The organism is Litchfieldia alkalitelluris, assembly GCF_002019645.1.
Taxonomy (GTDB): domain Bacteria; phylum Bacillota; class Bacilli; order Bacillales; family Bacillaceae_L; genus Litchfieldia; species Litchfieldia alkalitelluris.
The window spans coordinates 1454200-1472474 of the sequence record NZ_KV917374.1 but is presented as its reverse complement, the minus strand read 5'-3'; the positions used below and the strand labels follow the sequence as shown (position 1 = coordinate 1472474).

Annotated in this window: 15 protein-coding genes; 7 read left to right on the top strand and 8 right to left on the bottom strand. The window is 34.9% G+C overall.

The window, feature by feature from the left end; genetic code table 11:
- Position 1 precedes the first annotated feature (1 nt).
- Positions 2-643: a 3-hexulose-6-phosphate synthase gene (hxlA, locus tag BK579_RS06825; protein WP_078544478.1), complete on the bottom strand. Its 642-nt coding sequence runs from the start codon at positions 641-643 to the stop codon at positions 2-4.
- A gap of 229 nt (positions 644-872) precedes the next feature.
- Here hxlA and BK579_RS06820 point away from each other — a divergent pair, with 229 nt between their 5' ends.
- The 3 genes from BK579_RS06820 to BK579_RS06810 all read left to right on the top strand — a co-directional run bounded on the left by BK579_RS06820 (position 873) and on the right by BK579_RS06810 (position 3216).
- Complete coding sequence (locus BK579_RS06820) at positions 873-1241, top strand: transcriptional activator HxlR (protein ID WP_078544477.1); 369 nt, start codon at positions 873-875, stop codon at positions 1239-1241.
- 178 nt (positions 1242-1419) lie between these two features.
- Positions 1420-1611, top strand: coding sequence for a hypothetical protein (locus BK579_RS06815; RefSeq protein ID WP_078544476.1), 192 nt, complete (start codon positions 1420-1422; stop codon positions 1609-1611).
- Between the two features lie 246 nt (positions 1612-1857).
- The gene (locus tag BK579_RS06810) at positions 1858-3216 is read left to right on the top strand and encodes a TrkH family potassium uptake protein (protein WP_078544475.1); all 1359 of its coding nucleotides are present in this window, start codon (positions 1858-1860) and stop codon (positions 3214-3216) included.
- Between the two features lie 153 nt (positions 3217-3369).
- Here BK579_RS06810 and BK579_RS06805 read toward each other — a convergent pair whose 3' ends face one another.
- The 6 genes from BK579_RS06805 to BK579_RS06785 form a co-directional block, all read right to left on the bottom strand.
- Positions 3370-3900 (bottom strand): CBO0543 family protein, encoded by a 531-nt coding sequence (locus BK579_RS06805; RefSeq protein ID WP_078544474.1) that lies wholly within the window; start codon positions 3898-3900, stop codon positions 3370-3372.
- A 134-nt stretch (positions 3901-4034) separates the two neighbouring features.
- Positions 4035-4463: a DUF2383 domain-containing protein gene (locus tag BK579_RS06800; RefSeq protein WP_078544473.1), complete on the bottom strand. Its 429-nt coding sequence runs from the start codon at positions 4461-4463 to the stop codon at positions 4035-4037.
- Positions 4464-4676: 213 nt separating this feature from the next.
- Positions 4677-5117 (bottom strand): hypothetical protein, encoded by a 441-nt coding sequence (locus tag BK579_RS06795; protein WP_078544472.1) that lies wholly within the window; start codon positions 5115-5117, stop codon positions 4677-4679.
- 95 nt (positions 5118-5212) lie between these two features.
- Entirely contained in the window at positions 5213-6760 is a 1548-nt protein-coding gene (gntK, locus tag BK579_RS06790) for a gluconokinase (protein WP_078544471.1), read from the bottom strand.
- Positions 6761-7288: 528 nt separating this feature from the next.
- Positions 7289-7417 (bottom strand): hypothetical protein, encoded by a 129-nt coding sequence (locus tag BK579_RS26700; RefSeq protein WP_268876458.1) that lies wholly within the window; start codon positions 7415-7417, stop codon positions 7289-7291.
- Between the two features lie 12 nt (positions 7418-7429).
- The gene (locus BK579_RS06785; protein WP_078544470.1) at positions 7430-8704 is read right to left on the bottom strand and encodes a helix-turn-helix domain-containing protein; all 1275 of its coding nucleotides are present in this window, start codon (positions 8702-8704) and stop codon (positions 7430-7432) included.
- Positions 8705-9081: 377 nt separating this feature from the next.
- Here BK579_RS06785 and BK579_RS06780 point away from each other — a divergent pair, with 377 nt between their 5' ends.
- Positions 9082-10212, top strand: coding sequence for a S8 family peptidase (locus BK579_RS06780; RefSeq protein WP_078544469.1), 1131 nt, complete (start codon positions 9082-9084; stop codon positions 10210-10212).
- Positions 10213-10370: 158 nt separating this feature from the next.
- Positions 10371-12077, top strand: coding sequence for a methyl-accepting chemotaxis protein (locus BK579_RS06775; protein ID WP_078544468.1), 1707 nt, complete (start codon positions 10371-10373; stop codon positions 12075-12077).
- 685 nt (positions 12078-12762) lie between these two features.
- Here BK579_RS06775 and BK579_RS06765 read toward each other — a convergent pair.
- Positions 12763-16527 carry a bifunctional 2',3'-cyclic-nucleotide 2'-phosphodiesterase/3'-nucleotidase gene (locus BK579_RS06765; RefSeq protein ID WP_268876552.1) on the bottom strand — a complete coding sequence of 1255 codons (3765 nt, stop codon included), beginning with the start codon at positions 16525-16527 and terminating at the stop codon, positions 12763-12765.
- Between the two features lie 598 nt (positions 16528-17125).
- Here BK579_RS06765 and BK579_RS06760 point away from each other — a divergent pair.
- A complete protein-coding gene (locus BK579_RS06760; protein WP_078544466.1) occupies positions 17126-17311 on the top strand; it encodes a hypothetical protein in 186 nt (61 codons plus the stop codon).
- Positions 17312-17476: 165 nt separating this feature from the next.
- The gene (locus BK579_RS06755) at positions 17477-18262 is read left to right on the top strand and encodes an HAD family hydrolase (protein ID WP_078544465.1); all 786 of its coding nucleotides are present in this window, start codon (positions 17477-17479) and stop codon (positions 18260-18262) included.
- The last annotated feature ends 13 nt before the right edge of the window (positions 18263-18275 follow it).

Genomic DNA, 18275 nt, shown 5'->3' with positions numbered 1-18275 from the left:
CTTACACAGCAGTTCTTTCACTGATTAGTTGTTTCATTTTACTAGCAACAGCCTGCTTATCTTCTTGCCCAGTAATTCCTCCACCCACAATAACAAGGTCCGGTCCAGCAGCAACAACTTCTGGAAGAGTATTTAATTTAATTCCACCAGCAACAGCAGTTTTTGCATTTTTCACCACACGTTTAATCGTTTGAAGTTGCTCAAATGGATTTTGTCCCTCCGCTTGAAGATCATATCCTGTGTGGACACAAATATAATCAACACCTAAAGCGTCAATTTCACGTGCACGTTCTTCAAGATTTTTAACATTAATCATGTCGACAAGAATTTCTGATCCATGCTTTTTCGCTTCTTCTACGGCACCTTTAATTGTTGAATCGTCAGTAGCACCTAGAACTGTAATAATTGATGCACCTGCTTCTGAAGCCTTCATTACTTCATAAGCACCTGCATCCATAATTTTTAAGTCTGCTAAAACAGTTAACGATGGGAATGCTTCTTTTAATTCCTTTACAGCGCGAAGACCTTCATTAATTACGACAGGTGTACCAATTTCCACCACATCAATAAACTCTTCAACCTCTCTCACCACTGCTTTTGCTTCTTCTATGTTTACCAAATCTAGTGCCAATTGTAATTTCAAAACATTCACTCTCCCTTTTTTATTCTTCGTTCAAACAAAGTATAACAACTGGTTAAGCTTCACAGAAGTACGCACTTTAAACTCATCAAGTGAACAAAATCTCATCTAGTATGGAAAAAGTAACTATGAAGGTTTATCTTTTTTCATGTTAACGACAATTTGTTATACTAATTGATACTGCAGTATCCTAAAGGTAGTGAATCAGTTTTTGAAATAGAGGAGTGATAATATGAGTCGTATAGATGCAAAGGTATTTAATTGTGAAAAAGAACTTACTCTTCATGTGATTGGCGGAAAATGGAAAATGCTGATCATGTGGCATCTCGGGAAAGAAGGAACCAAAAGATTTAGTGAGTTAAAAACAATGATTCCAGATATCACTCAAAAAATGCTAGCGAATCAATTGCGGGAATTAGAAGAAGATTTAATTATCCATCGTGAGGTTTATCCTATCGTACCACCAAAGGTAGAATATTCATTAACAGAACACGGCGAAAGCCTTATGCCTATCTTAGAAAAAATGTACAACTGGGGGAAACATTATCGAGAAAATGTACTTGTAGATGATTCTCCTGAAATTAAACTAGCTTCGAAGTAATTATTTTAAAGTTTCATATAAAAGTAGTAATCTTCCAAATCCCTTCAAGATGAACCCAACACACATCACGTTTTAGTCTATTTAAGCAGTTAGCTTTTTTTCAACAAAAATGTAATGAAAACTTGAACTATCCTTGTTATAATCCATAAGAACACAAAACATTTAAAGGTGGACACTTATGGGGAATAGCAGCAGATTTGTTATAAACGCTATCGGAAAAGGTGGAGAAACATACTATACGCATTGTAAAAATAAACAAGAGCTGCACCAATGGATCTCAGAACATAAAGAAAAATTATCCATGAATGATCTAAAAATCATTGACCGTTCTAAAAATCCAATCTTACGCTTGTTAAACATAATCAAATAAATGACGGACAAAAACGCCATTCTCAAGTAGAGGGCGTTTTTTTAAAAATTAAAGACTCTTTTCTGAAAGATTGTTGCTTACTACCCTAGTTTGAATTAAAAATCACTTTTTTTTTTAGCATTCTGGTTGTAGTTTCGGAAGAATAGATGCTTTACTTAGTTCATAGTGATTTTAATTGACCTATCAGAGCAACAAAGTTTATGAAAGCAGCCAATATAAATGAACCGAGGGTTTAGGAAAATGATGATGAGGAAATTAGGCAGCATCCGAATATCTCGCGAATTAATACGAATCAATCCCGCTCAAACATTATCTATTGGATTTTTAGGGTTAATTTTATTAGGGACATTATTACTAATGTTACCTTTTGCTACAAAGGACCGCCATCATTTGTCATTTATTGATGCACTATTTGAGGCAACTTCTGCGGTATGTGTGACAGGTTTGGTGGTTGTAGATACAGCAACAACCTTTACCACTTTTGGTCAAATTGTGTTAATGGTTTTGATTCAAATTGGTGGTCTCGGTTTTATGACAATCGGAATCCTAATCGCCCTTTTCCTAGGAAAAAATATTGGTTTAAAGGGTCGACTGATGATACAGGAATCTTTAAATCAGCTATCATTAGAAGGAATGGTAAGGCTTGTTAAGTTTGTACTTATCTTCACGTTTTTAATGGAAGGAATCGGAGCGTTAATTTTAGCTTTACGATGGTGGCCAGAGCTAGGATTAGGTCGAGCTCTATTTTATGGAATTTTCCACTCGGTATCTGCTTTTAATAATGCTGGTTTTGATCTTATGGGAGATTTCAGAAGTCTCACTAGTTATGTCGGAGACTTCACCATTATTGTTACTCTTAGTTCTTTATTCATCATAGGAGGTATCGGTTATACAGTTGTATTAGATATACTAAAGAAAAAATCATTTAAGAAACTTTCATTGCATACTAAATTGGTACTTTGGGTTACACTTCTGCTGAATGTAGCAGGTACCATTTTGATTTTGTGTTTAGAGTACAACAATCCTGGTACATTAGGTGGAATGTCACTCAAAGAAAAAATCTTAGGTGCTTATTTTCATGGAGTCGTTCCTAGAACAGCTGGATTCAATACGTTAAATATGGGCGAACTCACATTAAGTTCGCAATTTGTTACGATGTTATTTATGTTTATTGGTGGCGGTTCTGGTGGGACTGCGGGTGGAATTAAAGTAACTACCTTTGTAATCATTCTTCTTGCTGTATGGACTATGATTAGAGGACGTGAAGAAGTAAATACTATGGGCCGCAGGATTCCAAAAGACATCATTTTTCGAGCATTTTCAATTACTGTATATTCCATCAGTGTAATATTTTTCGTTTTATTTCTTTTAACCATCACTGAAACAGCACCATTAAATGTGCTTTTATTTGAAGTAATTTCAGCCTTCGGTACGGTTGGGATGTCCCTAGGATTAACTCCTGAGCTAAGTGTAGCTGGAAAATTCATCATCACAGTGTTAATGTTTATAGGCCGAGTCGGTCCGCTTACACTTGCGTTTGCCTTAGCTAGAGCTAATAGGAAATTACCTTATAAGTATGTAGAGGAAAAAATTATGATAGGGTAGTTTATTTTTTATAAAAATATTAAAGGTGCCAATTTGGTACCTTTTTTTATTGTCTTTAATTTTCCAAAAACCTCCCCATTCACACATGAATTTTCCTATTTTTCTCACAAAAGTTGATTTTTTAACCATCAGCGAGCTTCTTTTTATTTATCGTTATCGGAACACAGTTGAAGGAACATTAAAAATATGCCATAAACATAATATAAACGCTATTGACATTAACCAAGCTAGAATCGGATTATGATAATGAATCCTCAAAGTCGAGAAGATAATAATATTCATGATGATTGACCACCAAAAATTCCACCCGTTATAGTAATTAATTACACCATAGTAAAGATCAATAATCTCATTAATACTATACAGACCGACCCAAAGTAATAGATAACCAAACTGTTTTTTCCAATTGTTCTCAGGAAAATGATATAAATAAATAAGAACTGTAGCAGGATATTTGATCGCCATAATAGATAAAGAAACATGGGTATTGGTAATTCCCATAGTCCCATCAATATGGTACGGTTCGTATTTCCACATTGGATAAATATCCGACAACAGGTAGAGATAAATAAAATCTCCTAGGATAAAGAAAAGGATGGTTGAATAATAGTTCTTCCAGTTTTTCCAATCTCCCCATTTATATAAAGAGAATAACCATATTGAAGCATAGATTGCATTTATCATCAAAAATGACTCCTACGTAATAAAATGAATGGATTAAATTACCATTTTATTACATAAATAAACATAAATCCAGTTAAGTTACATTCTCTAGGTATGAATAACCATCACAAATGTTTTTGGTCACCCTTTATAACCTAATGGAGAATTTGGTTTAACTGTTCGACATGTCTTCGATTAACATCTAGTACGTTTTCAACAATCCGCATACTTTCATGATCTAGATCGCCTTTAACAAGCTCCTCAGAATAATGAACACCATAAAGATCCTCTCCCTTTATAGCATCTTTAACAATTCCTTCAGTTTGATCTGATATCATAAATTTATGCATAAAACTATGTATTGATCCGGATACTCCTTCATCGTCGGCAGGAACACCACCTAGATTTTGAATTCTTTCAGCGACTCTCTCTGCATTATGCTTTATTTCTATTTGCATTTGCTGAAACTGCTTCTTAATTTCTTCATCAGTTAGATTCTGAATATAATGTTCAAACGAACGAATTCCCATGTGCTGACCTCTCAGTAATGTATTAAGTTCTTCAATCACGATATCTTTAGACATACGCAACACCCCTTAGCTATTTTATGATTCTGCATTAGTATTAGCATTATCTAAAAAAGCTTGAACATACCTTTATATGGATACAACCTAATACAGAATCTGCGAATAGCTCATTCTTCAAGTTATATAACTCACACTCACCTAATGGATTCAGATATTCATTTTAATAAGCAATCAAGTCTTAACTCAACATCTTGCCAATTTTCACTAATGTCATCCCGGATGTTCAGTAAAGTCAATGATTTCCTGCTTGGCTTTTCGATCAATGTACCCTTCATAAATACTTTCGCGGTAAGGTCTAATTACGTCTCTTAATTCTTTAAGTTGAGACACAACCTTATCTGGGACTTTTAGTTTTATTCCAACTTCTCCTGTTATGTTCATTATTCCCGTATCCAATTGGTAAAAAAGTAATTCTAATTCTCCCACAAACCCCTCTTCTTCACAAACGACAGAGTCTTCCTTTACACGAGCTAAAAACGCTGAAATGATATTCAAAGAAGACTCTACCTCGGCATTATAAAAGACAACCGTAGTTTGCTCGACTTGCTTGACTTCCCTTATATACAATAGGGAAAAAATAAGGAGTAATCCAATTAAAACCGCATAAAAGAAGATAAGTAGATTAATAGTTTGTTGACTACGGTTCTTCATTTCTCCCCCCCTTAATTTCGTCTCGTTATTCCTCGAATGAAAAACTATAATTTGTTCAGTAGATAAAATAGTAAGAACTATGTAATTATTAAATATCAGTGAAATTCACCTTGATATTTCTTTTGAAAACTAACTATTTCTTTATATTCCTTATGAAATATTTGGGACAAACGAATAAAAATGGGCGTTAGTTCTTGATAAATCTTCACTTCGTGTAAATCTGGTGTTTGGGTTGTTGTAGTACCAACAATATCTTTTGTCATTTCAAATGATTCGATTTCACCAAGAGCGTAAAGTCCTAAAACAGCAGCACCTAAGCAGGAACCTTCGACATTTTCAGGAAAACAAACCTCCTGGTTAAAAATATTAGAAAGCATTTGTCTCCAAACTTTGGATCTAGCAAAGCCACCTGTAGCAAGAATCTTCCTAGGTACACCAATGATTTCTTCTAATGCTAATAAAACAGTATAAAGGTTTAAATTTATCCCTTCTAGAACGGCACGTAACATATGTTCTTTTTTGTGATGGATTCCTAAACCAAAAAAAGAACCTCTGGCATTTCCATCCCAAATCGGTGCTCTTTCCCCTGTTAAGTATGGGTGAAAAATTAGCCCGTCCGCTCCAGGCTTCACCTTTGATATTTTCTCAGTAATGATATCATACGGATCTATCCCAAGCTTTTTTGCGTGCTCAGTTTCTTCTCTGGCTAGTTCATCTCGAAGCCAGCGTAAAATCATTCCACCATTATTGACTGGACCACCAATAACCCAGAGCTTCTCAGTTAAAGCGTAACAAAATGTTCTTCCTTTCGAATCTGTAATTGGCTGATCTATAACTGTGCGAATTGCACCACTTGTTCCAATTGTTAGTGCAACAACTCCCGGTTCAACAGCATTTATTCCCAGATTAGATAACACTCCATCGTTTGCACCAACAATAAATGGGACTCCCCTTCGAACTCCGAGGTTTTCTGCCATATCTGAATTTAAACCTGTAATAATTTCGGTTGTTGGTACAATTTTTGAAAGTTTATCTGAGGTAATTCCAGTAATTAATAATGCTTCTTCATCCCAATCTAATTTTTTTAAATTGAATAAACCAGTGGCAGAAGCAATTGAATAATCTACAATGTACCTTCCGAACAGTGCATGAAAAACATATTCCTTAATTGAAATAAATTTTGCTGCTTTTTTGAAAAGATCAGGATGTTCGTTTTTTAACCATACTAATTTTGATAATGGTGACATTGGATGAATTGGTGTCCCAGTCCGCATGTAAATTTCATGTCCATTCATCTCTTCTTTAATCTTTGTTGTCCATTTTTCACTTCTTTGATCAGCCCAAGTGATACTTCTCGTTAAAGGTAACCCTTGTTGATCAATTGCAATTAAACTATGCATCGCAGCACTAAAAGAAATAAAGGATAATTCATCTTTTTCAATTCCTGCTTTTGCAACTGATTCCTTAATCGAAGTGATAACAGCTGTTAAAATCTCATCCGGGTCTTGCTCTGCTGCTCCAAGTACAGGTGTATGTAGGGGATATTCAACTGAGTGTTGACTCATAACTATGCCCTTTTTCGTAAACAGAACTGCCTTTGTGCTCGTTGTTCCGATATCCACACCTAGCATGTATTTAGACATTAGCTCTCTCTCTCCTTTAATTTCTGGAAAAGTGTTATAGTTATTGTATCTTTTTTAGTATCTATATCAATATATTCTTACAATATAATATGAAAAGAAAGTAATCCACAATAGAGTCACATCGAAAATTCAAATTCTATCCTGAAAATAACTTAGTTAACCGAGTTCCATGAGCTGCGATCCACCTGCTTTCCGCGGGGCAGTCCGGGAGCCTCCTCGTCGCTTTTGGCTCCTGCGGGGTCTCACGAGACCGCTAGATCCCGCAGGAGTCAGGTGGCTCTTCGCTCATTACACACTGAGGGGTAAACATTTTCATCCACCATGGTGCGAAATACTTATTTAGCATAGGTGTCTACCCTGAAAATAACTTAGGTTGCGGAGTTCCATGAGCTGCGATCCACACTAGGCGAATGCACTATTTTCACCCTTTATGGAGCAAATAGACAAAAATCTGTTTCAAGCGCATAGAAAAAGGTGTAAGCCCAAAATGACTGGAGCTTACACCTTTTTAACTTGTTTTACAGATTATTATTGTTGTTCAACAACAGAAAGTGGATCTGGATGCTCTGGGCCACCGCCCCCGCCTCCATTAATAGTACCAACAGTAGTAACTAGTAATCCTAAGCTAAGTAAAGTCATAACTAAAAACTTTTTCATTCTTGTATCCTCCTAATAGATATAGTTTTGTTTTTTTAATGCATTGGTTGATATAGCATAATAGTAACATGCCTGTTTATATTTAAAGACAGATTCATAGTGCTTTGCCAGAATCTCAGAATAATAAGATAAATAATAATTCATTTCAAATTTTTTAAAATATGTCATACCTGCTTTTTTGAAGGTTATCTCATATTCCTCAAATTGCCCAGTTGTCAAATAATCATATAAAGTAAAATGAATATCATATTCTATCGGCTTATCATGTTGATCAAATTGAGATAATAATTCTTTTGCTTCCCTTATCCACTCTTTGCTTTTATCAACATTTCCTATTAGATAATACTCGTTAGTCAAAGAAAGGATTGTTTTTAACCGGCCTATTAAATTACCAGTTTCCTTATATTCTAGACTACTTTCAAACTCCTTAATGGCTTCAGTTGTTCTTTCTTGTAATGATAATAAATATCCAAGGTTATGATGTATAAGTCCTTTAAGGTAAATATCATCCATTTGATATGCTAATTTACTTGCAGTCCGATAACTATCTTCAGCTAGACTGAATTCTTCTGTTTTCACATAACCAATACCATGTAATATATGACATTCAGCGCATCGCTTTAGGTCATATAATGATTGATATATAACCAAGGCCTTTTTCGTATAACTGATCGTTAGTGTTGGATTATTCGTTTGGCTATAGGTTAAACCCATCGAATAATATAGATTAGCTTCTTCCCACTTTTCATATTGAATACTGTTTACAAGTAATCTCTCAGCAAGCTGGTAATGTTCTTTAGCTAAAGTATACTGTCCTGTCAGATAGTTGTAGAGACCAAGGAATTTTTGATAATAATAATTCATATCTCGGTCTAATAATTCTTGAATTAACTCTAGTTTTAGAAGCTGTACTTTTGCTTTTTCCATTTCGCCAACCGTAAATAAATAACGAATTTCAAATAAACAAAAATAGATAAATGCTATAGAATCGCTATTTTCCCTAAAAGCATTTTTATACTTTTTGTATAAACTGGAAGCCTCTTCAGAGTTTTTTTGCACAATCTGCTGATACCAACTTTTCAATTCCTTGATAAGTTCAACTTCCTGCTCCTCTGAAAGCGGCAATCCTAATCGTTCACATAACATTTCAAGAACTTCTCTACTCGCAGTTGTTAGGCCATGTTCTATTTTAGATAGATAAGAAATTGAAATAATACCTTTAGACAGTTTAGCCTGTGTCATGTTTTGGTGTATTCTTGCCATTTTTATCCTGTTTCCTATATTCATAACACACTCCTCTAGTCATGATGTATATATACTATTAAATTCTTTATTTATTCGAAAACTCCTTCAATGAAAATTTGGGAAAATTATAGACAAAAATGGTCTGTTATACGTGTTTTTCAGGACAATGTTTCCTAAATAAGACTTTAGTACCTACTTTTTTTTTATGATTGGAAAATACCTGGTTCATTATAGCATTAATCCAATGAATTTTACGGTTATTTTCCCAATATGAATCAACCCAGTAAGATGCTACAATACGCAATATAATCAAACATTCAAAACTAATCCCCGTAATTGTCGAGTTGTTTTTCCTAATCTCTATCTAGTAGTCTACCAGCCGTTTGATTATCAAAAACACTAAATGGAGGTAATAAATCTTGAAGAAAATGAAATTAGTAAGTAGTATTTTGCTAAGTTTTGTGCTTGTTTTTTCAATGTTCTTCTTTAACACCTCAACAGAAGCAAAAGGAAATTCGATTAAAAAAGACTACCTAATTGGCTTTTCCAGCAAAATCACTCAAACTCAAAAATCTAAAATTAAGTCACTTGGCGGAAGCGTAAAGCATGAATATAAATTCATGAATGTTGCTCATGTTACCCTTCCAGAAAGTGCTGCCTATGCTCTTTCTAAAACACCTAATGTAGCATTTGTGGAAGAAAATCAAATAGCCTATGCAATTGGTCAGACTGTTCCATGGGGAATTCCTCATATTAAAGCAGATACTGTTCAATCAACTGGTGTTACAGGTTCTGGCGTAAAAGTAGCAATTCTGGATACAGGAATTGATGCTACTCACGAAGATCTAAATGTGGCTGGAGGTGCAAGTTTCGTTTCAGGTGAACCAGATGCTCTAACTGATGGAAACGGGCATGGTACCCATGTTGCTGGAACCGTTGCTGGTCTTAATAATACACTTGGTGTGTTAGGGGTAGCTCCAAGCGCATCTCTTTATGCAGTAAAAGTATTAGGTGCTGATGGATCTGGTACATATGCTGGAATTGCTCAAGGTATTGAGTGGGCTGTAGAAAACGGTATGGATGTTATAAATATGAGTTTAGGTGGATCTCAAGGCTCTACTGCTCTTGAGCAAGCTGTTGATAATGCATATAATAGTGGTGTTGTCGTTGTTGCAGCTGCAGGGAATAGTGGCTCTAGAGGAAAGCGAAACACCATTGGATATCCAGCTAAATACAGTTCTGTTATTGCGGTTGGTGCTGTTGATAGTAGTAACAATCGTGCATCATTTTCAAGTGTTGGAAGTGAGTTAGAAGTGATGGCTCCTGGAGTAAACATCTTAAGCTCGGTTCCTGGGAATGGGTATGATTCCTATAACGGAACTTCGATGGCATCACCACATGTAGCAGGGGCTGCTGCTCTTATTCTAGCAAAGCACCCTTCATTAACTAATGTACAAGTGCGCGAAAGATTACGAAATACTGCGACCTATCTGGGTGATTCTTTCTATTATGGAAGTGGAGTCATTAATGTAGAAGCTGCTATAAAGTAATTTAAAAACCCCTTTGTAAAAGTATAATTACTTTTACAGAGGGGTTTTTTGTTGGTGGGGTCTATTCTTTTTAAAATTTACAACCAGTTTACACTAGCTTAATATACCAATGGTAAAATTTGTCGTATAAATACGAATAATGTAAACGGAGGCAAAGTATGGACCAAGTACATAACAAAAAACAGAAAAGCTTAGAAAACTTACTAAAACGTTTTAGTCTAAAAAACAGGTTACTTTTTCTATTTATTTTATTACTAGTCATTTCAATTGTTTCAGTTGGTGCAAGCTCCTATTATCAAGCTAAAATTGCTACTATTAATACTACAGAAAATAGACTAAGTAGGGAAGCTGATATCATCTCCAACATTTCTAGTAATTTGAAGTTTATGTATGTAAGTGATGAAGATTACTTTAAGCAACAACTTGAAATAAGTATACGGGAACAACAAAAGCAACTGAAAGAAGATGGATTTCTTTCTGATATGTTTTACATTGTTGATCATAAGGTTACACCCTTTCAAACGAGTATAAATTCATCTATTACTTTAGAACATACATTAGTGACCAAAATTATAAATGAAGAGAAAAAAGTGTTCCATCACGTAATTGCCAATAAAGATTACACGATATTAGCTAAGAAAATCAGTGAAATTGGTGGTCACTATGTACTTGTTGTTCCTACTGAATCATATTTAAACGAAATCCAGCAAATGGCCAGATCTACTCTTTTCATCATATTATTAAGTATTATTTTCGCAACCATTGCCATTATTTTATTCGTCCAAAGATTAACAAAGCCTCTGCTTCAATTACAAAATAGAATGAAGCAAGTTAGGAACGGAAACATGAATCAAAATACTGAACTTAATACCACCATTCCAGAATTTATCTCTTTAAATAAAAGCTTCCATACGATGATGGGGCAAATGACCACAATTTTAAATGAGCTATCTGAAACCACTTTTGAATTAGAAGAAACAGGGGATCAGTTAACCGTTTCATCACGAGATGCTTTATTACATAGTCAAGAGCTAGTCAATGTCATAAATACCGTAAAAGAAGGGGCAGAACAAACTGCGAGTAGCTCAGATAGTCATGTTCAGCAATTTCATGCCTTAAAGCAGGTTAATGAACAATTATTAGAAAATATGAATGTGGTTTTTATTAGTTCAGAGGGTATGTATCATTCTGCTCTTAATGGGGAGAAAAATATATCAAATTTAATAAAGACAATACTTACATTCAAAAATGACTTTGAACACATGAACAAAACGATTCAGATGGTGCGAGACCAATCTTCTTCAATTACTAAGCTAGTCGGGTTGATTCAAAAAGTGGAAGAACAAACTAAACTATTAGCACTAAATGCTACCATCGAAGCAGCAAGAGCAGGCGAAGCTGGTAAAGGATTCGCTGTTGTTGCGAATGAAGTTAGAAAGTTAGCAGAACAGTCTACCGCTGCTACTTCAGAGATTACAAGATCCATAGGAAATATGGAGCAAATGACTTCAGTAGCTACAACTGAGTTTAAGGAAATGTTAGAAAAGATACAATCAAACCTAATCACTGCTAATCACTCAAAAACTTCCTTTGATAGTCTTATGGAAGAGATAATAAAGGTAACTAGCAATTTAAAAGCAATGGAAGGAGATCTGAAGGACCTAAAACAGGTGTTACCACATTTAGAAGAAGCAACAATAACCTTTACATCAGTATCTCAGGAAACACTAGCAAGTACAGAGCAAATGTTATTAACAAGTCATGACCAAATTGACAAAATGGATAACACTCATCAAATTGGCTTAAAGCTAACAACTTTATCAACTTCATTAGCTAAAATAACCAAGGAATTTAATTTTACATAAGGTGTCTCCTTGATAATCATAATAAAAAAGCACAGAATTGTGCTTTTTTTATGATAATATAGATATTTAATACTATAGCTGAATACAATACTAAATTTATTGAGTGAGATATTTTAAAAGCCTTTTAATTAGGCTAGTTTTACAATATAAACAGTTACTGGAACTAACTTGTTTAGTCTCATAATCTGTACTGAATAGATTCTTTTCACACTTTCTGCATGTACTCCTTAAAGGTTCATTCTCCGATTGGCAAAAATAACATATATAAAAAGTCGTTTTATCTCTTCTTTTCCGTTTGTCTCCTCTAATAACGGCAGAGTTAGATTTTTTTATTTTTAACACTCTATTCTTCTTGGAATCTATTGTCTCATAACAAATCCCACATAAAATAACTTTGCTAAAGCTCGGATTTTTGGTATGTCGATGATGAACAATACCGAATGCAATTAGTTCATTTTCTGTTAACAATAGGTGATTTTTATCAACATACATATGATTAGCCATGCTATCAAAACTTCCACATTGATCACATTTCATAAGTTACCCCTAGCCTCAAATAAATATTCCATACCAATATTATACATTATTTTACATAACTCTACATCATCTTCCTTTAACACTTTATAATTTTGCAGTATGCAAAAACCCCACATAGAAATCTATGTGGGGTCTTGTTTAGTCGCTATTAAGCTACTCTTCTCTTACGTTGGATATAAATTGTAACTAGTCCTACTGCAAGTAACATTACACCTAATAAGATATAGTTATAAGTTTGAGTTGCAGTATTAGGAAGCTTTTTACCATCTTTATCCTTAGAATCATCAGAGTTACCTGGTGTTTCAGTACCTGGTTGTTCTGTTTCATCGCCTGGTTCAGTAGGTTCAGTTGGATCAACTGGATCAACTGGATCAACTGGGTCTACCGGATCTACTGGATCTACATCATCCTTAGATACTTCAAGGATTCTACCTTCAACTTGTGGATTTACTTCTCCACCAAGGTTTGCAATATGTTCAACGAATACTTCATAGTCAACAATACCAAGGTCTTCCATGTAAGTAGCTTCCTTGAATACATCATATCCATCTCCACCAGCTGCTACGAAAGCATTGGTTGCAACACGGTAAGTCTTATCAAGTTCAATTGGAGTATACTCTCCGTCTTCACCTAATACTTCGACAGTAACAATTCTCTCACCAACAGGTTGAGTTTTATCAAAACCAAACTTCAAACCTGATACTTGCGGGAATTTACCTGGTAGGTCTTCAAGTTCTGCTCCAGAAACACCATTTTCTAAAGCTTCAATTACTTGAGCACCAGTTACATCAAGGACAGCAAGTGTATTTCCAAATGGCATAGTTGTTAGAACTTCACCTAACGTAATATCGCCTGAGTCGATAGAAGCACGGATTCCACCACCATTAGTGATTGCAAAATCTGCACCTTTTGTTTCTTGCGCTTTTGCTAGCATACCATCTGTAATTAAGTTACCTAAATTAGTTTCTTTAGCACGAACATTTACACGTTCACCATCTAAAACTACTTGAGAATATCCAACTACAGTAGTTTTTAATACTTCAAGCTCAGCTTTATATCCATCAAGGATCGCTTTTGCTTCAGCATTTTCTGGTGCATTCTCTACTACTAAAAATTCACCGTCAGTATATTCAGGAAGTACAACACCGTCTGTGTTAAATACTACATCTAAAGAACCTAATAATTCACCATAATCATTAGCTTGTACAACAATTGTAGGTGTATCATCATTAGCAACAACTACTTCATCTTCAAGAGTTGTATGAGTGTGACCACCAACAATTACGTCAATGCCTTCTACTGCTTCAGCTAGCTCAAGGTCAACATTATGACCTCTGTGAGAAAGCGCAATAATTTTGTTGACATTTTCTAAAGTTGTTAAAGCTTCAACTGTTTCAGTTGCTGATTCTACAGAATCATTAAATACGATATTTTCTCCTGGACTTGATGCTTCTGGCGTATCTTCAGTTGTTAAACCAAATACCCCAACTTTTTCACCATTAACATCAATTACGATATAAGGGTATAATCCAGCGTTGTCGGTAGTCTTCGCAGCATTTACATCAAATGTTGCTGCATCTTTTAATAAACTATTTAATACAGGCTCAGCTGTATAATCAATATTTGAGCTTACGATTGGGAATGTTGCATTCTTAATAAATTCAGCTAAGGCATCAGGACCTTTATCAAATTCGTGGTTTCCTGGTACCATTGCATCATAGCCCATCATATTCATAAATCCTAGGTCAGCTTGTCCTAACCACTTTGTGAAATATAAATCACCTGAGAATACGTCACCCGCATCAACTAAGATACTGTTTGCTACTTGTGTACGTTGTTGCTCAGTTAATGTTACACGGCGAGCAACATCATCAAGGTGCGCATGTGTATCGTTTGTGTGTAATACACGCAGATGCCAAGCGTCTTCAGGTAGTGTATTTAAGTCAAGAGAATATTTTGCAAGATCTCCATTTGTCTCAACATGGTTGATAAATGTTTGACCTTCTAAATACTCCTGTGCTTTAGCTGCTGAATTAAATGTTACATTCACATCGCCATAAATATCAGCAATTTTCCAGTTACCATCAGCACTTGGATTAATTTCACCAGTATTACTAACGATATAATCAATAATTGCTTGACGGTTTTCGTCTGGAGCTACGAACACAGTGTTCTTACCACCTGGATTTACAATTTTGTTTGTTCCAGCACGGTAATTGTTAGTCGCAACAATAAATTCCATGTCAGCAGTTACAGGTTCACCATTGTATTCAAGATTCATAACACGACTTGCAGTTGGATTAATTACATTTTGATCATTATCATATTTAGCTGGTTGTGTAACATCAATTTCGTATGTTACTCCATCAATAATATCGAAGTTGTATGATCTGAAACTATAATTAATCAGAGCTTGCTCTTCTTTGCTAGTTGCATCAATTTGGTTAAATTGACCAGCAGACCATTCGATCCACTCTTTTAATTCAGATCCATTGATTTTTAATGCATAAACTGTATTAGGGTATAAGTAAAGGTCTGCAACATTTTTGATTGCAATTGTTCCAGCAGGAATATCAGTAAAGTAAGATGCATCTGTACCACCGCGTCCACCTGCTTTAAATGGTGCAGCCGATGATAATACTGGAAGGTCCGCATACTCTGAACCAGCACCCGCGATCCATTTTTCTACATACCATTGTTGTGCATTCGAAACAATTTGTACTGATGGGTCATCTTGTACTAATGCAAAATAGCTATTAATTGGAGCTGTAGTCTTCCCTACAGGTCCGTTTACATACTCAACAGTTCCAGCATGCTCTGTTGCTATCGCTGCTTCTAGCTCAGGATCACTTTCAGAAGCTGCTGTTGGTAAGATAGCACCTTGAGAATCAGCAACAACCCAATCATCATTGACATTTTCTAGAGTTAAGTCAATCTGTCCAATATGATCTCCCCAAGAACCTGGCATTGTCACTGGTACGCCATTAATAGTCCCAGTTGCATTATCAAAGCCATTACCATCTGGATAAGCATAATCATCTTTATCATCTGTTGGTAGGGCTGGGAAATTAGAATGTGAGTGACCAGTTAATACTGCGTCTACATCCTCAACAAGCGTTAAATGATATGCAGCATCCTCCATACCTTTAACGTATTCACTATCATCAATTCCAGAGTGAGCAAGAACAACGACAATATCTGCTCCTTCTGCTTTCATTTCTGGTACAACTTCATTTGCAGATTCAATGATATCTTTTACAGTAACTTTTCCATTTAAATGTCCATAATCCCAGTTAAGGATTTGTGGAGGTACAAAACCTGTAACCCCAACTTGGATTGTATGAGTGTTACCATTTGTGTCAGTTACTTGTCTTTCAAGAATTTCATATTGTTTAAAATAAGGAGTTCCATCTAACTTATAGACGTTAGCGTTAACAACTGGGAACTCTGCACCAGCTATTGCCTCATTTAGGAAATCTAATCCGAAGTTGAATTCATGATTTCCAACAGTCATAGCATCGTAATCTAATAAATTTAGAGCTTTAATTGCTGGATGAACTTGTCCTTCTTCTAAACCAGTTTCTCTAGCAATATAATCTCCAAGTGGATTACCTTGGATTAAATCACCATTGTCGAAAAGTAAACTGTTTGTAGCTGTTGTTCTTTGTTGTTTAATTAAAGTAGCTGCTTTTGAAAGTCCAAAAGACTGTGTTTCTTTATCTTGGAAGTAATCATAGTTTAAGATATTTGTGTGAATATCCGTTGTTCCCAAAATACGTAGCTCTACTGTTGGATTCGTCTCTTCTGCCGCAGAAGCAACTGTTGGAAGAATCGGTGCAAAGATTGTCCCTACTAACATTGACGTAGCAATTGCACTATTAACTACCTTACGCTTCAGTGCTTTAAATTTCACCTTCAATTAAAATCCACCTTCCGACTTTTTGATTTCATAAAAAAAATGTCAATTTATTCGCCCAAGTGTAATGGTAATAAAGGAACTCTTTCACCAGAAAACATTGATTGATAGATTCACATTTTCTTTATAATTCTTGAAAGCTTCTAAAATTTGTCTAATTTTGTCCACTTCTATTAAAACTATATCGTTTTTTCGGAAATTACGCCATATTTTCCATTCGACAAAATGTGACAAATTTACATTTAAAATCAAGAAATACCCTTTATAATCAAAGTTCTAACATTATTTGGAAGCGCTTCACCATTTGTAAGAAAAACGAACATTCTATTCAACATATCATTTAGCGTACGCTTTTAATTTACACCACATTTACAAACTCTTAACACTCGCCCTCTATAAATCTTTTATTCTAGGAACATAATATTTTCATCTAGGTAGGTATGTATGATTAACATTTTGACCATAATGTTTCTATCTTGCACATACCTTTATACTTTCTTAATAAAATTGTAACAGTTGTTTAATACAAAATAATACAGTTTGATGATATACTTTAAATATCTCTTAAATAACGATACCTGGAGGTAATGAAAAAATGAAACAGTTCCACTTTATATTCGAAACAGATAAAAAAACAATCAAGGAATTGAGATTCAATTCAAACGGAATGTTTGAAGCAATGAAAAAAGCAAAGATCATTAAAAAAGAACTTGAAACAACAAACCCAAACCAAACAATCAAGGTGAAATTCTTGGGTGTTGCCTACGGAAATATTGCCTAATGATAAGATTAATAAATTTAGTACCTACTCATGATGTGTAACCTTAAACAAACTTTTCGTTTATCTGGTTACACATCTTTTTATTTTCTACTTCTTTTGTTTTCTTCATGTTTCTCTTTATGGTAAAATCCCCCTATATAAACTACAAAACCCAAGGAGAATGATATGACTAACTACTCCATACTATTTTTAGATATTGATGGTACGATTTTAACTTCGGATGACTCAATTCAGGAGTCAACAAAGGAAGCCGTTAAGCAAGTACAAGCAAAAGGAATTGAGGTATTCCTTGCTACAGGTAGACCTCTTCATGAAATATGGGATATTGGGAAGACATTAAATGTTGACGCATTTATTGGTTATAATGGGGCATATGCGATTCGTAATCACAAGGAAATTTATAACAAACCAATCGACTCAACTACTGTTGAGAAATATCTTCAAACAGCAAAACAATATGGCCATGAACTAGTGATGTATACGAACAAAAAAAATGTGATGTCTTCACTTGAGTCCGAAAGAATTAAAGAATTCATAACAAAATTCCACTTAAAACATAATGAGGAGTATACTCCAGCTGTTATAGACAAAATTCTGGGGATGACAGTTGTAAATGTAAATGCTGATGAACAAGCATTATATAATGAAGAGGGGATTCATCTTTCACAAGTTAATCTAGAAGGCTTTCATCATTGTTATGACGTTATTCGTGATACTGCAAACAAAGGCCAAGCTGTTAAAATGGTTTTAAACCAACTAAACATTGACCCGAAAGCTTCTATTGCCTTTGGAGACGGAATGAATGACAAAGAAATGTTATCAGTAGTTGGTGAAGGTTTTTCAATGGGGAATGCACATCCGCAATTACATACCTATGCAAAACACCAAACAACTTCTGTTGAAGACTCTGGTATCTTTAATGGGCTTAAAAGCCTTGGATTAGTTAAATAGGAAAAAGGCAATC

Coding starts and splice junctions, on each gene's coding strand:
- BK579_RS06820 (WP_078544477.1), top strand. CDS start 873: ATGAGTCGTATAGATGCAAAGGTATTTAATTGTGAAAAAGAACTTACT.
- BK579_RS06815 (WP_078544476.1), top strand. CDS start 1,420: ATGGGGAATAGCAGCAGATTTGTTATAAACGCTATCGGAAAAGGTGGA.
- BK579_RS06810 (WP_078544475.1), top strand. CDS start 1,858: ATGAGGAAATTAGGCAGCATCCGAATATCTCGCGAATTAATACGAATC.
- BK579_RS06805 (WP_078544474.1), bottom strand. CDS start 3,900: ATGATAAATGCAATCTATGCTTCAATATGGTTATTCTCTTTATATAAA.
- BK579_RS06800 (WP_078544473.1), bottom strand. CDS start 4,463: ATGTCTAAAGATATCGTGATTGAAGAACTTAATACATTACTGAGAGGT.
- BK579_RS06795 (WP_078544472.1), bottom strand. CDS start 5,117: ATGAAGAACCGTAGTCAACAAACTATTAATCTACTTATCTTCTTTTAT.
- gntK (WP_078544471.1), bottom strand. CDS start 6,760: ATGTCTAAATACATGCTAGGTGTGGATATCGGAACAACGAGCACAAAG.
- BK579_RS26700 (WP_268876458.1), bottom strand. CDS start 7,417: ATGAAAAAGTTTTTAGTTATGACTTTACTTAGCTTAGGATTACTAGTT.
- BK579_RS06785 (WP_078544470.1), bottom strand. CDS start 8,704: ATGAATATAGGAAACAGGATAAAAATGGCAAGAATACACCAAAACATG.
- BK579_RS06775 (WP_078544468.1), top strand. CDS start 10,371: ATGGACCAAGTACATAACAAAAAACAGAAAAGCTTAGAAAACTTACTA.
- BK579_RS06760 (WP_078544466.1), top strand. CDS start 17,126: ATGAAACAGTTCCACTTTATATTCGAAACAGATAAAAAAACAATCAAG.
- BK579_RS06755 (WP_078544465.1), top strand. CDS start 17,477: ATGACTAACTACTCCATACTATTTTTAGATATTGATGGTACGATTTTA.